General features: G+C 64.1%; 14 protein-coding genes. 12 read left to right on the top strand and 2 right to left on the bottom strand.

Translation table 11 applies throughout. From position 1 onward, the window contains the following. Positions 1–2: 2 nt before the first annotated feature. On the bottom strand, positions 3–1,253 hold the full coding sequence (locus NDJ10_RS02455; protein ID WP_296159509.1) for a CoA transferase: 1,251 nt from the start codon (positions 1,251–1,253) through the stop codon (positions 3–5). Between the two features lie 96 nt (positions 1,254–1,349). Between NDJ10_RS02455 and NDJ10_RS02450 the strand changes: the two genes are divergently transcribed. Beyond that, complete coding sequence (locus tag NDJ10_RS02450; protein ID WP_296159508.1) at positions 1,350–2,273, top strand: LysR substrate-binding domain-containing protein; 924 nt, start codon at positions 1,350–1,352, stop codon at positions 2,271–2,273. A gap of 85 nt (positions 2,274–2,358) precedes the next feature. On the opposite strand, the gene hutC is transcribed toward NDJ10_RS02450, so the two are convergent. Further along, complete coding sequence (gene hutC / locus NDJ10_RS02445) at positions 2,359–3,081, bottom strand: histidine utilization repressor (RefSeq protein ID WP_296159507.1); 723 nt, start codon at positions 3,079–3,081, stop codon at positions 2,359–2,361. Positions 3,082–3,252: 171 nt separating this feature from the next. Between hutC and NDJ10_RS02440 the strand changes: the two genes are divergently transcribed. From NDJ10_RS02440 to hutG, 11 genes are all read left to right on the top strand, one after another. Further along, entirely contained in the window at positions 3,253–4,410 is a 1,158-nt protein-coding gene (locus NDJ10_RS02440) for an ABC transporter substrate-binding protein (RefSeq protein WP_296159506.1), read from the top strand. Between the two features lie 17 nt (positions 4,411–4,427). Next, a complete protein-coding gene (locus tag NDJ10_RS02435) occupies positions 4,428–5,291 on the top strand; it encodes a branched-chain amino acid ABC transporter permease (protein ID WP_296159505.1) in 864 nt (287 codons plus the stop codon). Between the two features lie 16 nt (positions 5,292–5,307). Next, positions 5,308–6,168 carry a branched-chain amino acid ABC transporter permease gene (locus NDJ10_RS02430; RefSeq protein WP_296159504.1) on the top strand — a complete coding sequence of 287 codons (861 nt, stop codon included), beginning with the start codon at positions 5,308–5,310 and terminating at the stop codon, positions 6,166–6,168. Next, positions 6,165–7,001 carry an ATP-binding cassette domain-containing protein gene (locus NDJ10_RS02425; protein ID WP_296159502.1) on the top strand — a complete coding sequence of 279 codons (837 nt, stop codon included), beginning with the start codon at positions 6,165–6,167 and terminating at the stop codon, positions 6,999–7,001. The genes NDJ10_RS02430 and NDJ10_RS02425 overlap by 4 nt, the downstream gene beginning before the upstream one ends. Next, complete coding sequence (locus NDJ10_RS02420; RefSeq protein WP_296159501.1) at positions 6,994–7,698, top strand: ABC transporter ATP-binding protein; 705 nt, start codon at positions 6,994–6,996, stop codon at positions 7,696–7,698. Before NDJ10_RS02425 ends, NDJ10_RS02420 begins: the two co-directional genes overlap by 8 nt. 33 nt (positions 7,699–7,731) lie before the next feature. After that, a complete protein-coding gene (hutU, locus tag NDJ10_RS02415; RefSeq protein WP_296159500.1) occupies positions 7,732–9,429 on the top strand; it encodes a urocanate hydratase in 1,698 nt (565 codons plus the stop codon). A 67-nt stretch (positions 9,430–9,496) separates the two neighbouring features. Continuing rightward, entirely contained in the window at positions 9,497–11,035 is a 1,539-nt protein-coding gene (gene hutH, locus NDJ10_RS02410) for a histidine ammonia-lyase (RefSeq protein WP_296159499.1), read from the top strand. 25 nt (positions 11,036–11,060) lie between these two features. After that, positions 11,061–11,639: a HutD family protein gene (locus NDJ10_RS02405; protein WP_296159498.1), complete on the top strand. Its 579-nt coding sequence runs from the start codon at positions 11,061–11,063 to the stop codon at positions 11,637–11,639. After that, positions 11,636–12,877, top strand: a complete 1,242-nt coding sequence (hutI, locus tag NDJ10_RS02400) for an imidazolonepropionase (RefSeq protein WP_296159497.1) — start codon at positions 11,636–11,638, stop codon at positions 12,875–12,877. The genes NDJ10_RS02405 and hutI overlap by 4 nt, the downstream gene beginning before the upstream one ends. Positions 12,878–12,884: 7 nt before the next feature. Further along, positions 12,885–14,273, top strand: coding sequence for a formimidoylglutamate deiminase (locus tag NDJ10_RS02395; protein ID WP_296159496.1), 1,389 nt, complete (start codon positions 12,885–12,887; stop codon positions 14,271–14,273). Next, positions 14,270–15,085: an N-formylglutamate deformylase gene (gene hutG, locus NDJ10_RS02390; RefSeq protein ID WP_296159495.1), complete on the top strand. Its 816-nt coding sequence runs from the start codon at positions 14,270–14,272 to the stop codon at positions 15,083–15,085. The genes NDJ10_RS02395 and hutG overlap by 4 nt, the downstream gene beginning before the upstream one ends. Positions 15,086–15,139 lie beyond the last annotated feature (54 nt).

Raw genomic sequence — 15,139 nt, 5'->3', positions numbered from 1 at the left:
TTTTATTCCTTGGTTGAGTGGGTGGTGTTGGTGGCGGACGTCGCAGGCGCAGTACCTAAGACGCCAGAGGCTTTCAATTCAGTCAATTTTTCCAGCCCCAGGCCCAGTAGCGTGCTCAGCAAATCTTCAGTGTGCTCGCCAAGCGCTGGCGCACGGCGTGGCTGGCTGGGTGCAGCACCGCCGAAGCGCACGGGCTGCACCGGCAGCTGCAGGCCAGGCAAGCGCGCATCGTCGACCGGCTGCAACAGGTTGCGTGCCAACGCTTGCGGTGACGCCAGCGCCTGGGCAATGTTCCAGATCGGTGCCACCGGCACGCCCGCCTGTTCGATGCAGGCAACCACAGCGTCCACGTTGTGGTCTGCTGCCCAGGCCTCGATCACAGCGCGCAGTTCCGGCTCACGTGCCGAGCGTTGTTCATCGCTGGCCAGGCTGTCATCCGTCCCCAGAGCGGGCTGGCCGATGGCGTTTGCCAGTGCCTGAAACAGTTTGCGGTTGAGTACCGCGAGGGCGAAGTGGCCATCTTTGGCCTTGTAAACCCCGAACGGTGCCGACAGTGGATGGCGGTTGCCAACGCGCCGGGCCGGTGTCCCGGTAAACAGGTAGCGCGACATCGACGTCACCAGAAACGACAAGGTGGTGTCAAACATGGCCACATCCACCTGCTGGCCCTGGCCGGTGCGCTGTGTCTGGTGAATTGCCGCCAGGATGGCCCAGGACGCGAACAGCCCGGCCACCACATCCGAGATCGCCTCACCCACCAGCGTGGGGGGGCCATTCGGGTCGCCGGTGGCCTCCATGATCCCGCTCATCGCCTGGACGATCACGTCGTAGGCGGGACGTTCGGCATACGGGCCGGTCTGCCCGAAACCTGACACGCTGACATAAACCAGTTTGGGATTGCGGGCGGCAAGCCGCTCGTAGCCGATGCCGAGTCGGTCCGCCACGCCGGGTCGAAAGTTCTCCACCACGACGTCGACTTTCTCGACCAGTGACTCCACCAAGGCGACGGCCTGCGCTTGCTTGAGATCAAGCACCAAGCTTTTCTTGTTGCGGTTCATCACGTTGAACAGGGCGCTCTCGCCGTTGCGCATGGGTCCGATGGCACGGTAGTCGTCGCCCTGGGGCGGCTCCACCTTGATGACCTCAGCCCCGAGGTCAGCCAGTAGCGCGGTGGCCAATGGGCCGGCCAGAACCCGGGTGAAGTCGAGAATCCGCAGCCCCTCCAGAGGGCGAACGGTCGGTTGAATGCTCATGTTGAATTCCTTGTCCAGCGTGCTGTGAGGCCTGCATTCTTGATGTTTTCTTAAATCAATGAAAATACACATTGATGATGTACTGGATGAAAAATAATGATTCACTTTAGTCTGCGCCAACTGGAATACCTGGTCGCTGCGGCGCAGCATGGCGGGGCGGCCCGCGCTGCCCAGGCGCTCCATGTTTCCCAGCCGTCGATCTCCAAGGCCATCGGTGAGCTCGAAGCCCTCTGGGGAGAGCGCCTGTTCGTGCGTATGCACGCGCGGGGCCTTGAACTGACGGCGGCCGGTGCCACGCGGGTCCGTCAAGCCAGGGCGGTGCTGCGCCAGGCCGAGTCGCTGCTTGCGCCGCGCGCGCTCGCACTGGAGGGGCGACTACGGGTTGGTTGCCTGAGCACACTGGGGGCGCGTTACCTGCCGGACATTTTGCTGCGCTTGCGCACCGCGCACCCGGCCATCGAAGTTCAGCTGGTCGAAGGCGACATTGAAAGCCTGACGCGCCAGCTCGAACGCGGCTCGCTGGATGTGGCGCTGTTGTATGACCTCGGCCTGGCGCGTGGCGTGCGTCTCGAGCCCGTGGCTGACCTGCGTCCCTATGCGCTGATGCCCTGGGGCCATGCGCTTGCCCGCCAGCCCCGTCTGCGCCTGGCCCAACTGGCGAGCGAGCCGCTGATCCTGATCAGCTTGCCGCACAGCCGCGACTACTTTCTCTCGCTGTTTCGGACAGCGGGTGTCACCCCGCGGATCGCCCACGAAAGTCCGTCGATGGAAATGGTCCGCTCCCTTGTGGCCAACGGGCTGGGCGTGTCGCTGCTGACGACACGCCCGGTACGGGACACCGGCTATGACGGTAAACGGATTGCCTGCCGTGCTTTGCACGGGTCGCTGCCGTCGCAATCGGTGGTGTTGGCCTACCCGGCCGACGAGGACCAGCAACCGGCATTGACTCTGGCCCTCGTGCAGGCGGTGCGCGCCAGTTTTTCCAAGCAGACCGCCAGCCTCGAAGCGACATCATTCTGAGTCGTCACAAGCATTTGCTTACAGGCTGTCGCTGTTTGATGCCGCAAAAAAGTCTTGCGATGTGCTTGAACTGGCAGAGTGAACATTAAAAACTGCCGGTAAAGCGATACCGCGTTGCCGGATGCCACATGTCGGCGATCGACGCCACCTGACCCATCGACTGCGTTTGCCGGTGCAGCAGCAGGCAGGGCTCTTGCAGCAACGTCATGCGCAGCATCTCCCGGATATTGGCGGGTGGGCTGCACGCCTCGATCACAAAGTGCACCGCTTGCAGGGGCGCCACGCGCATCAGGTAGGCATTGGGCGTTTGGGTGCTGAAATCCTGTTGCAGGTAGTCGGGCGCCACCACCGGGTTAACGAAACGATCTTCCACCTGAATCGGCTGGTCGTTTTCAAAATGGACGACCACCGAGTGGTACAGCGTGTGGTCGGCTGGCAGCCCAAATTTGCGGCCCAGCACGTCGCCGGCTTTCAGGCGTTCGAGCCGATGCAGTTCGCTGCGGTGGACATGGCCGCGTGCGGCAATTTCGTCGGCGATGTTGCGAATTTCGACCAGCGTGGCATGGTATTTCTGCTGTGCTACGTAGGTGCCAGAGCCCTGTACACGCTCCACGATCTGTTCGTCACTGAGTTCGCGAATGGCGCGATTGACGGTCATTCTTGAAACCCCAAACTCGCGCGCCAACGCTTCCTCGGCAGGAATCGCGTCGCCTTCCTTCCAGTGCCCGGCGTGGATCTTGCCAAGGACGTGGGCCTTGATGCGCTGAAAAGCTGGCACACGTTTGTCGGAATCGTTGGATGGGTTCATGGCTAGGGGTTTTCCCTTAAGTTGGAGAAAAAGTATTGACACACCAAATGGATCTGAATAAAGTCCCGCTCACGAAATTGTATATACAACAATAGATTGTTCGTTGGACATATGTATATATTCCGTAGGCAAACCTGTCAAGCCATTTCTTCAACATCAAGAGGACTGCTCATGAAACATCGTCATCAACCCACCGTCGCCCTGTTGGCCGCTGCCGCTGCCCTCACCCTTTCAGCCGGCTCGGCCTGGGCCGACATCAAGATCGGCGTCAACGTGCCCCTGACCGGCTTTGCTGCAGCCGATGGCAAGTCGGCGTTGGAAGGTGTCAAGCTCGCCATTGCCAAGGCCAATGCCAGTGGTGGTGTGGCAGGTCAAAAGCTCGAGTTGGTGGTGTATGACGACCAGGCGTCGCCCAAGGAAGCGGTGCCGGCTGCCACCAAGATGGTCGAAAAGGACGGGGTTGTGGCCGCGGTCTCCGGTTCGTATTCGGGCCCCACACGCGCGGCCGCTGCCATCTTCCAGCGCGGGCAAGTGCCCTATGTGGTCGGTTATGCCATTCACCCCGAGATCACACTGACGGGTGACTACATGTTCCGCGTCTCGGCCATGGGCGAGGTGCAGGGTCGCGGCGGTGCCAAGCTGGTGCAAAACATGGGCAAGAAGAACGTGGTGATCGTCACCGTGAAGAACGATTTCGGTCAGGCGCTGGCGGACGGCTTCAAGGAAGCGGCACCGAAACTCGGGCTGAACATCATCAACGAATATGAGTACGGCATGGCAGACCGGCAATTCGGCCCATTGGTGAGCAAGCTCAAGGCAGACAACCCGGACGTGATTTACGCATCGGGTTACTACTTCACGGCGGGTCCGATGGTGAGCCAATTGCGGGCGGCCGGCATCACCGCCCCCGTCATCGGCCAGGAAGGCTACGACTCAGACAAGTTCATTGAGATTGCCGGCCCAGCCGCCGAAGGCACCCTGATCACGACCTCGCTCGATCGCGACTCCGACGCGCCCGCCACCAAGACCTTTTTGGCTGACTACCGCAAGGCCGTCGGTTCCAACGCCGACATGGTGGCTGCTGCCTCGTACACGGCCACGGCGGTCGTGGTCGAAGGCCTGAAGAAAACCGGTGGCAAGGGTGGCGAAGCGCTGAAGAAGGCGCTCGCAGCAGGAAGCTACGACACGCCGATTGGCAAGCTGGCCTTCAACGATCTGCACGAGGTCAAGAAGGACATCCAGGTTCAGATCGTGAAAGACAAGGCCTTTCATCGCCACTCGGTGATCTCCGATCCGGTGCTGCTGGCCCCGCCCACCAAGTCGAAGTAAAGCAGAGGAAGCCAGCCATGTTGGTACTTGAACTGATCGCTCAAGGCCTGGTTCAGGGCAGCTTGTACGCGCTGGTCGCGCTCGGGCTGACCCTGGTCTATGGTCTGCTGCGCATCCTCCATGTGGCGCACGCGGCGCTGTTCACCTTGGGCGGTTATATCGGCGTCATCATGTGCAATGCCACGGGCAGTCTGAGCGTGGGCTTTGCGTGCGCGGCCATGGTTGCGGGCGTGGCCGGCGTGCTCATGTTCAGGCTGGCCTACCAGCCACTGCTGAAGCAGCCGCCGCATGTCGCGCTGATTGCCTCAATCGGGCTGTTCATCGCTTCCGAGGAGACTTTTCGCATCGTCTTCGGTGCGCAGGGCCTGTCCTTCATATCACCACCCCTGCAGGAACAGGTTTCCCTGGGTGGGGGATTGCAATTCAAGCAGGCCGAGCTGATGGTGATGGTGGGAACGGCCGCCATCATCGCCGTGCTGGCGTGGCTGCAATCGCGCACCCGCGTCGGTGTGGCCTGCCAGGCCACGGTGTCGGATCCGCAGATGGCGCAATCTTTTGGTATCTCGCTGCGCAAGGTGCGTGACATCAATTTCTTCGTCGGCTCGGCGCTGGCGGGTTTTGCCGGCGTCTGGGTTGCCTTGCTCAACAACCTGGTCGAGCCAACCATGGGCAGCGTGCCCTCGTACAAGGCGCTGGCGATCATTGTCCTGGGCGGCCTGGGGTCGGTGCCAGGCACGTTGGCCGCCGCATTGCTGCTGGGCGTGGTCGAGTCTTTCGGAACCATTTATCTGGGCAAGTTTCTGGACCGCAACGCGATCGCGTTTGCCTTCCTGATTGCGGTGCTCATGGTTCGGCCCCAAGGTCTGTTTGCCAGACGCTGACACCCGGAACGTACACATGAATTACGAAATATCTCTTCTGACGACCATGGCCATCGCCGTCATGTTTGCGCTGTCGCTGAACCTGATCACCGGCTTTTGCGGCCAGATCAGCCTGGGGCACGCCACCTTCCAGGGCGTTGGTGCCTACACCGCGGCCATGCTGGGCAAGGCCGGCCTGCCGTTTCTGGCCACGCTGCCGCTGGCCATGCTGCTGGCGGGCCTGCTCGGCATCGTGGTGGGGCTGGCCTCGTTGCGCGTGCGCGCCGACTTCCTGGCCATCACCACCATGGGCGTGGGTTTCCTGTTTGTTGGCGTGGTGCGCCAGCAAAATGCCCTGGGCGGTGAACTGGGCATCTCGTCGATTCCGGATCATGGCCTTGGCCGCGTCGGCTTCATGCTGCTGGCCCTGCTCATGTGTGTGGCCATGGCGGCGCTCAGCGTGTACATCCGGCGCACCTGGATGGGTCGGGTTTTCAACGGCATTGCCGAAGACGAGGACACGATGCGCGTGTTGGGCATCGACGTGCCCCGCTTCAAGCTCGCCGCCTTCGCGATCGGCACGGCCTTGGCCGGCCTGTCGGGCGCCTTCTACTCTTACCACCTGCAGTTCATCGGTGTCGACAGTTTTGGCTTTGTGGAGTCGATCACTGTGCTGTCGATGGTGGTGTTCGGCGGCATCGGCTCGGTCACCGGCGTGGTGATCGCGGCCGCGCTACTGTCGGTGTTGCCGGCATGGTTCCAGGTGATTGGTGACTACAAGCTGCTGGTCTACGGTGGCCTGTTGTTCCTGATGATGCGCTTTTCACCCGGCGGCATGACCGGCCTGGCCAAGCGCTTCTTCAGCCCGGTGAACACGCCCTCCGGGAGTCAGTCATGAACCAGACGCTTCATGATTCTGCGCTGCTGTTGCGCGTTGACGGCGTCACGGTTCGCTTTGGCGGGCTGACTGCGGTCAACAACGTGTCCTTCGACGTCCATCAAGGCGACTTGCTTGGCTTGATCGGCCCCAATGGTGCCGGCAAGACCACCATGCTGAGGTCCATCATCGGCGTGGCGCGTCCGACCGTGGGTCGCGTCCTGCTGGGAGGTGAGTCCTTGAACGATTTGCCTATCCACCAGCGCATCCGCCGTGGGCTGTCGCTGTCGCAGCAACTGGTGCGCCCGCTGCGTGAGATCAATGTGATCGAAAACGTGGCTTTGGCGGCGGCCAGCGCCAAGACCTCGAGCCCCTGGAAGTCGCTGCTGCACGCCTCCAGCGCCGACGAGCTTGCCGTGGCAGCGCAAGAGCTCAAGCGTGTCGGCATTGCCGCCATGGCGGACCAAAGTCCGACCGTGCAACCGCTGGGCGTCCTCAAACGCCTGGAATTGGCGCGTGCGCTGGCACTCAAGCCGCGCCTGTTATTGCTTGATGAACCGCTGGCCGGCCTGAACTCCAGGGAAGCCCGGGAATTGGCCAACACCATAGCCGAGATCAACCAGCAGGGCCTGACCATCGTGCTGATCGAGCACAACCTTGGAGAAGTGATGCGTATTTGCAGGCGTCTGGTCGTGCTCGACAACGGCAAGAAGATTGGCGAGGGTGAGCCGCGCGCGGTCATGGCGGACCCGGTCGTGCGGGCCGCCTACCTGGGCGGCGATGCGCTCGGCGCGGCAGCGGCCGAAGGCCAAGCGGCGCAACCGAGCACCCCGAAGGAGGCCAGCCATGCTTGAATTGCACAACGTCTCCTGTGGCTACGGTGCCTTTCAGGCCGTCCATGAACTCACACTGACCTTGCGCCCGGGCACCATCACCGGCCTGCTCGGGGCGAACGGCGCCGGCAAGTCGTCCACGCTGATGTGTGTGGCCGGCCACGTCACCCGCCAGGCCGGCAATATCCTGTTCGACGGCGCGGACATCGGCGCTTTAGGTCCGACCGAACGCGTGCGCAAGGGCATTGCGATTTCGCCCGAAGGGCGGCGCCTGTTCAAGGACCTCACGGTGCAAGACAACCTGCGCGTGGGCGGCATGGTGCAGCCCGCCGCCGTGTTCCAGCACGATCGCGATCGTGTGTTGACCATGTTTCCGCGCCTCGCTGAGCGGCTGAATTCGCTGGCTGGCAATCTGTCCGGTGGCGAGCAGCAGATGCTGGCGATCGGGCGCGCCCTGATGACCCGCCCGCGCCTGATCATGATCGACGAGCTCTCGCTGGGCCTGATGCCCAAGATCATCGACCAGTGTTACCAGGCCCTGATCACGCTGCGCGACGAAGGCATGACCGTGTTGCTGGTGGAGCAGAACACCGAGCGTGTGCTGCAGATTGCCGACGACGTCTGCGTGCTGGAATCCGGTCGCACCGTCTGGCAAGGCAGCGCGCAAGCCGCGCGCCAGGACCCCCAACTCGCTGCAGCCTATCTTGGTTTGCATTGAATCCATTCACTTTTATTCATCACTCCTATCACCATGACAACTAACACCGACCCCCGTTTTGATCCCACCCGCGTGATTCGTGCACCGCGTGGCAACACACTGACTTGCAAGAACTGGATTGCCGAGGCCGCCTACCGCATGTTGCAGAACAATCTGGACCCCGAAGTGGCCGAGAACCCGCAGCACCTCGTGGTGTACGGTGGCATTGGCCGCGCTGCGCGCAACTGGGAATGCTTTGACAAAATCCTGGCCACGTTGAAAGACCTTAACGACGACGAATCCCTGCTGATCCAGTCGGGCAAGCCGGTCGGCGTGTTCAAGACCCACAGCAACGCGCCGCGTGTGCTGATCGCCAACTCCAACCTGGTGCCCAAATGGGCCACGTGGGAGCATTTCAACGAACTCGACCGCAAGGGCCTGTTCATGTACGGCCAGATGACCGCCGGCAGCTGGATCTACATCGGCAGCCAGGGCATCGTGCAAGGCACCTTCGAGACCTTTGTCGAAGCCGGTCGCCAGCACTTCAACAACGACCTGACCGGCAAATGGATTCTGACCGCCGGCCTGGGCGGCATGGGCGGCGCCCAGCCGCTGGCCGCCACCCTGGCCGGCGCCTGCTCGCTCAACATCGAGTGCCAACAGTCCAGCATTGACTTCCGCCTGCGCTCGCGTTACCTCGACGAGCAGGCCACCGACCTCGACGACGCGCTGGCGCGCATCGCCCGCTACACCGCCGAGAAAAAGGCCATCTCCATCGGTCTGCTGGGCAACGCGGCCGAGATCCTGCCCGAACTGGTCAAGCGCGCCAAGGCCGGCGGCATCAAACCCGACCTCGTGACCGACCAGACCTCGGCCCACGACCTCATCAACGGCTACCTGCCGATTGGCTGGAGCGTGGCGCAGTGGAAGGCGGCGCAGCCGGATGCCGCGCAGCACGCGCGTCTGACGGCTGAGGCCGCGCGCAGCTGCGCCGTGCACGTGCAGGCCATGCTCGACTTCCAGGCCATGGGCATTCCGACGGTGGACTACGGCAACAACATCCGCCAGGTCGCGTTTGACCAGGGCGTGAAGAATGCCTTCGACTTCCCGGGTTTCGTACCCGCCTACATCCGTCCGATGTTCTGTGAAGGCAAGGGCCCGTTCCGCTGGGTGGCACTTTCGGGTGACCCGGAAGACATCTACAAGACCGATGCCAAGATCAAGGAACTGTTCCCGAACAACACACACACGCACCGCTGGCTCGACATGGCGCGCGAACGCATTGCCTTCCAGGGTCTGCCGGCGCGCATCTGCTGGCTCGGCCTGGGCGAGCGCCATCTGGCTGGCCTGGCCTTCAACGAGATGGTGAAAAGCGGCGAACTCAAAGCCCCGATCGTGATCGGCCGCGACCACCTGGACACCGGTTCGGTGGCCAGCCCGAACCGCGAAACCGAGTCCATGAAAGACGGCACCGACGCCGTGTCCGACTGGCCGCTGCTCAACGCCCTGCTCAACACCGCCGGTGGCGCCAGCTGGGTCAGCCTGCACCACGGTGGCGGTGTCGGCATGGGTTATTCGCAGCACTCGGGCATGGTGATCGTTGCCGATGGCACCGACGCCGCGGCCGAGCGCCTGGCCCGGGTGCTGGTCAACGACTGCGGTTCGGGCGTGATGCGCCACGCCGACGCCGGCTACGAGCTCGCAGTGGCCACGGCCAAGAAGCAGGGGCTGAAGCTGCCGATGATCGGGTGAGTAGACCCGCTCTGCCGGTCCGTCCATTACAGTCACATCAGTTTCACCCCATCATCCTTCCAACAGCATGAACCACGTCCTTGTCCTGAATCCCGGTCAGCTGACGCTGGCCGACTTGCGCAGCATCTGGAAAAACTCGGTGCCTTTGGCGCTGCCCGCAAGCGCTCGGGCGGTGGTGCAAAGCGCCGCTGACACCATTGCCCGCATCGTCGACAAGGGGGACGCGGCCTATGGCATCAACACCGGCTTTGGCAAGCTGGCCAAGACCCGCATCCCGGACGACCAGCTCGAGTTGCTGCAACGCAACCTGATCCTGTCGCATTCGGTGGGCACCGGCGAGCCCATGAGCGACGCCACCGTGCGCCTGGTCATGGTCATGAAGGCCGCCAGCCTGGCGCGTGGTTTTTCCGGTGTGCGCCCAGTGGTGGTGGATACCTTGCTGGCCCTGCTCAATGCCGGCATCGTGCCGCTGATTCCGGTGAAAGGCTCGGTCGGTGCCTCCGGCGACTTGGCGCCGCTGTCGCACATGACGCTGGCGCTGATGGGCGAAGGCCAGGTTCGGGTTCGCGGCGTGATCACCCCGGCGCGCGAGGCCTTGGCCGCCGCCGACATCGCACCGCTCACGCTGGCCGCCAAAGAAGGTCTGGCGCTGATCAACGGCACCCAGGTGTCGACCGCGCTGGTCTTGCATGGGTTGTTCATGGCCGAGCGTCTGCTCGAAGCTGGCGTGATCACCGGTGCGTTGAGCGTCGACGCCGCCAAGGGCAGCGATGCACCGTTTGATCCGCGCATCCACGCCCTGCGGGGTCAACCCGGCCAGATCGCCGTGGCGGCGCTCACCCGTGCGCTGCTGGATGGCAGCGCCATCCGCCGCTCGCACCTGGACAACGACGAGCGCGTGCAAGACCCTTATAGCTTGCGCTGTCAGCCGCAGGTCATGGGCGCCTGCCTCGACCTGATCGGCCAGGCCGCCCGCACCTTGCTGATCGAGGCCAATGCCGTGACCGACAACCCGCTGGTGTTTCCCGACACCGGCGAGGTATTGTCTGGCGGCAACTTCCACGCCGAACCGGTGGCCTTCGCCGCCGACACGCTGGCCCTGGCGATCGCCGAGATCGGTGCCATCGCCGAGCGCCGTATTGCCTTGCTGATCGACAGCAGCCTGTCGGGCCTGCCGGCGTTTCTGGTCGACAACCCGGGGCTCAATTCCGGCTTCATGATTGCGCATGTGACGGCCGCCGCGCTGGCATCGGAAAACAAGTCGATCGCGCATCCGGCCAGCGTCGACAGCCTGCCCACCAGCGCCAACCAGGAAGACCACGTGAGCATGGCCACCTATGCCGGGCGTCGCCTGGCCGAGATGGCCGACAACACGGCCACCATCCTGGGCATCGAATGGCTGGCCGCGGCACAGGGTGTGGATTTTCTGAAGCCTTTAACTACCAGCCCACGGCTGGCCCATGTGCATGCCACGCTGCGTGCGCATGTGCCCTTTTACGACCGCGACCGCCTGATGGCACCCGACATCGAAGCCGCGAAGTCACAGGTGCTCAAGGGCAAGCTCGGCGCCGATCAGCAGGATCTGCTGGCTGGTCTGTGGGTCTGAACATTTGTCAGAAAGAGCCGTACCCATGCCGCTGACACGATTTAATCGATCGGGCTTGCCTGTCACGCCGTGGAAGAACGGCGGTGGCACCACCAGTGAGATCGTCTGCCAGCCCGCCGGCGCCAACATGGACAGCTTTGATTGGCGCGTCAGCATCGCCCACATTGCCAGCGACGGGCCTTTTTCTGCCTTCCCTGGCGTCGACCGTGTCATCACCCTGCTCGACGGCGCGGGTGTGCGACTGCACACGCCCGACGGCCACATCGACCACCGGCTGGACCAGCCGCTGGCGCCGTTTGCCTTTGCCGGCGAGGCGCCGGTGCAGGCCGATTTGCTGGGTGGTGACTGCCACGACTTCAACGTCATGACGCGCCGCGCTGGCTGGCGCGCATCGGTTGCGGTGCTGCAAGCCGATGCGGACCTGCCGACCCGCGCGCAAGGCCTGCTCTACGCCGTGCGCGGGCGCTGGACGACCAGCGGCGGACACACACTGCAGGCGCACGAGGGCCTGTGGTGGCACGACACACCAACACGCTGGTCGCTGCACCGCGAAACCGCCGACGCCGCCTTGATCGCGGTACTGATTGAGCGCACCACACCATGACCGATTTTCACGACCTGCCCAGCGCCGACGGCCTCTGGACCCATTTGCGCCTGGCCCCCGAGGCGCTCGGTGCCGGACACGCCGGCATGACCGATGCCGCGTTGATCGTACGCGACGGGCAGCTGGTCTGGGTCGGTGCGCGCCGCGACCTGCCGGAGGTCGCGTCCGGCGTGTCGCGCCACGACGGCGCAGGCGCCCTGGTCACACCCGGTTTGATCGACTGCCACACCCACCTGGTCTATGGCGGCCAACGCGCCAACGAATTCGCCATGCGGCTGACCGGTGCTGGTTACGAGGAGATTGCCCGCGCCGGTGGTGGCATCGTCTCCAGCGTGCACGCCACCCGCGCGGCCAGCGAAGACGCGCTGTACGCCCTGGCCCTGCCGCGCCTGCGCAGCCTGCTTGAAGAAGGTGTTTGCGCCATCGAGATCAAGTCGGGCTACGGCCTGGCGCTGGAACACGAACGCAAACAACTGCGCGTGGCCCGCCGCCTGGGTCAGGACCTGGGCGTGACCGTGCGCACCACCTTTCTGGGCGCCCATGCCCTGCCGCCTGACTACGTGGGCCGCAGCCAGGATTACATTGACCTGGTGTGTCACGAGATGATGCCCGCGCTGGCGGCCGAGGGCCTGGTCGACGCCGTCGACGTCTTCTGCGAGCGCATCGGCTTTTCGCTGGCCGAGACCGAGCAGGTGTTCCGAACCGCACGAAGCCTGGGCCTGCCGGTCAAGCTGCATGCCGAACAGCTCTCCAACATGGGCGGCGCGGCCCTGGCGGCGCGCTACGGCGCCTTGTCGTGCGACCACATCGAACACCTCAGCGCCGCAGGTATTGCCGCCATGAAAGCCGCCGGCAGCGTGGCCGTGTTGCTGCCGGGCGCCTACTACTTTCTGCGTGACACCCACTTGCCACCCATCGAGGCGCTGCGCGCGGCTGGCGTGCCAATGGCTGTCAGTACCGACCACAATCCCGGTACCTCGCCGGCGCTGAGCCTGCTGTTGATGCTCAACATGGCCTGCACGGTGTTTCGCCTGACCGTGCCCGAGGCGCTGGCCGGCGCCACGCGCCACGCCGCCCAAGCGCTGGGCCTGCAGAAAACACACGGTACCCTGGCCGCCGGCCAAGCGGCCAACTTTGTTTTATGGCCAATCGACGATGTGTCTGAACTGGCCTACTGGCTGGGCCAGCGCCCGGCCTGCCGGGTGGTGCGCCAGGGCCGCATCGCCGTATCTTCTTGACACCATCATGACGAATCAATTTTTTGCCGAACACGCGCTATTGCCCACTGGCTGGGCACGCGACGTGCTCCTGCAATGGGATGCCAGTGGCCGCCTGACCGAGGTGAACTGCGGGGCCGCGTCCGCTCCAGGAGTCCCGCGGGCGAGCGGTCCCGTGCTGCCCGGCATGCCCAACCTGCATTCGCACGCCTTTCAGCGCGCCTTTGGGGGGCTCACCGAATACCGGGGCGAGGCGCAGGACAGCTTCTGGAGCTGGCGCACGCTGATGTACCGCTTTGCCCAGCGCCTGACGCCGGAGCAGCTGGAGGCGATTGCGACCTGGCTCTACGTTGAAATGCTCGAAGCCGGCTACACCAGCGTGTGCGAATTTCATTACGTCCACCATGACCAGGACGGTCGCCCCTATGCCGACGACGCCACGCTGGCTCACTGCCTGCTGCGGGCAGCGCATACCGCAGGCATCGGCCTGACGTTGCTGCCCGTGCTGTACCAGACCAGCGGCTTTGGCGCCACGCCACCGCTGGACGGCCAGCGCCGTTTTATCCGTTCAACCGACAACATGCTAGCGCTGCTGGCGCGCCTCAAGCCCCTGTGCGATGCGCAAGGGGCGCGCCTGGGTCTGGCGCCACATTCGCTGCGCGCCGTGCCGCCTGACAGTCTGCGCGAGGTGTTGGCCGGTCTTGACGCCATCGACCCCACGGCGCCGGTGCACATCCACATTGCCGAACAGACGGCCGAGGTCGATGCCTGCCTGGACTGGAGCGGGCAGCGTCCGGTGCAATGGCTGCTGGACCACGCCGACGTCACTGCGCGCTGGTGTCTGGTGCACGCCACCCACATGAACACGCAGGAATACCGCGGCGCCGCGGCTCAAGGCGCAGTGGTCGGCATTTGCCCCAGCACCGAAGCCAACCTGGGTGATGGCCTGTTCGACTTTCCCGCCTGGCGTGGCCACGGCGGTGCCTGGGGCGTGGGCTCGGACAGCCACATCAGCGTCAACCCGGCCGAGGAGTTGATGCTGCTGGAATACGGCCAGCGGCTGGCGCTGCGCCAGCGCAACGTCAGCGCCGAGCCGGGCCATCCGCAGGTGGCCGATGCGTTGTGGCTGGGCGCTCTTGCGGGCGGTGCGCAAGCCGCCGGACGCGCCATCAAAGGCCTGGCGCTTGGTCAGCAAGCCGACTTTGTCGTACTCGATGCAGAACACACCGCCTTGCACGGCCTGGCGCCGGCGCAGATGCTGGCCAGCCACGTCTTTGCCAGCAGCCGCAGCTCGGCCATCGACAGCGTCTGGCAGGCAGGCAAGTGCCGCGTCGCGTCGGGTCATCACCCCCTGCACAGCACGGCCAGCAAGGATTTTTGTCGCGCACGTAGCGCCTTATTGACTTCATCATCATGAGCTTCGCAACAACCGAACCCCCTTTCCGTTTTCGCGCCGGCACCCGGCCCTTGCTGATTTCCATGCCCCATGTGGGTACCTATGTGCCACCCGCGCTGGCGGCGCGCTTCACCGACGAGGCGCGCCAGGTTCCCGACACCGACTGGCACCTGGAAAGGCTGTACGACTTTGCCGATGAACTGGGCGCCTCGGTGCTGGTGGCCACGCACTCACGTTACGTGGTCGACCTGAACCGTCCGCCTGACAATCAAAACCTCTACCCGGGGCAGGACACCACCGCCCTGTGCCCGGTAGATACCTTTGACAAGACGCCAATCTATGCCGATGGTGTGTTGCCGGGTGATGCTGAAATCAAGACTCGGCGCGACGCCATTTGGTACCCCTACCACCGGCAGTTGCAGCGTGAACTGGAACGTCTGCGTACCGTGCACGGCAGCGTTGTGTTGTGGGACGCGCATTCGATCCGCTCGGTGTTGCCGCGTTTTTTTGAGGGCCAGCTGCCCGACCTGAACCTGGGAACGGCCAACGGCGCCAGTTGCGACACCCCGCTTGCACAAACCCTGTTGGCGATCGGCCAGGCCAGCACCTACAGCGCCGTGCTCAACGGCCGTTTCAAGGGTGGCCACATCACGCGCCAATACGGTCAACCGGAACGCGGCATCCACGCCGTGCAGCTGGAAATGACCCAATGTGCCTACATGCAGGAGGCGCTGCCGTTTGATTACCTGCCCGAGCGCGCCGCCGCCGTGCAGCCGGTGCTGCGCGCCATGCTCGAAGCATCGCTGCGCTTTGCCGAAACCGGTTCGGTATAAACCGCGCTCACCCTCGCAGTCGTGCCGCAGGACCCTACGCCGGCAAGGTCGTGG

Origin of the sequence: Rhodoferax sp. (assembly GCF_023700745.1) — a bacterium.
In the GTDB taxonomy this organism is placed as follows: domain Bacteria; phylum Pseudomonadota; class Gammaproteobacteria; order Burkholderiales; family Burkholderiaceae_C; genus Rhodoferax.
This window is presented reverse-complemented; position numbering and strand designations above follow the sequence as displayed.

Bases quoted from the DNA above. Each gene is read 5' to 3' on its own strand.
- NDJ10_RS02455 (WP_296159509.1), bottom strand. From the start codon at position 1,253: ATGAGCATTCAACCGACCGTTCGCCCTCTGGAGGGGCTGCGGATTCTC.
- NDJ10_RS02450 (WP_296159508.1), top strand. From the start codon at position 1,350: ATGATTCACTTTAGTCTGCGCCAACTGGAATACCTGGTCGCTGCGGCG.
- hutC (WP_296159507.1), bottom strand. From the start codon at position 3,081: ATGAACCCATCCAACGATTCCGACAAACGTGTGCCAGCTTTTCAGCGC.
- NDJ10_RS02440 (WP_296159506.1), top strand. From the start codon at position 3,253: ATGAAACATCGTCATCAACCCACCGTCGCCCTGTTGGCCGCTGCCGCT.
- NDJ10_RS02435 (WP_296159505.1), top strand. From the start codon at position 4,428: ATGTTGGTACTTGAACTGATCGCTCAAGGCCTGGTTCAGGGCAGCTTG.
- NDJ10_RS02430 (WP_296159504.1), top strand. From the start codon at position 5,308: ATGAATTACGAAATATCTCTTCTGACGACCATGGCCATCGCCGTCATG.
- NDJ10_RS02425 (WP_296159502.1), top strand. From the start codon at position 6,165: ATGAACCAGACGCTTCATGATTCTGCGCTGCTGTTGCGCGTTGACGGC.
- NDJ10_RS02420 (WP_296159501.1), top strand. From the start codon at position 6,994: ATGCTTGAATTGCACAACGTCTCCTGTGGCTACGGTGCCTTTCAGGCC.
- hutU (WP_296159500.1), top strand. From the start codon at position 7,732: ATGACAACTAACACCGACCCCCGTTTTGATCCCACCCGCGTGATTCGT.
- hutH (WP_296159499.1), top strand. From the start codon at position 9,497: ATGAACCACGTCCTTGTCCTGAATCCCGGTCAGCTGACGCTGGCCGAC.
- NDJ10_RS02405 (WP_296159498.1), top strand. From the start codon at position 11,061: ATGCCGCTGACACGATTTAATCGATCGGGCTTGCCTGTCACGCCGTGG.
- hutI (WP_296159497.1), top strand. From the start codon at position 11,636: ATGACCGATTTTCACGACCTGCCCAGCGCCGACGGCCTCTGGACCCAT.
- NDJ10_RS02395 (WP_296159496.1), top strand. From the start codon at position 12,885: ATGACGAATCAATTTTTTGCCGAACACGCGCTATTGCCCACTGGCTGG.
- hutG (WP_296159495.1), top strand. From the start codon at position 14,270: ATGAGCTTCGCAACAACCGAACCCCCTTTCCGTTTTCGCGCCGGCACC.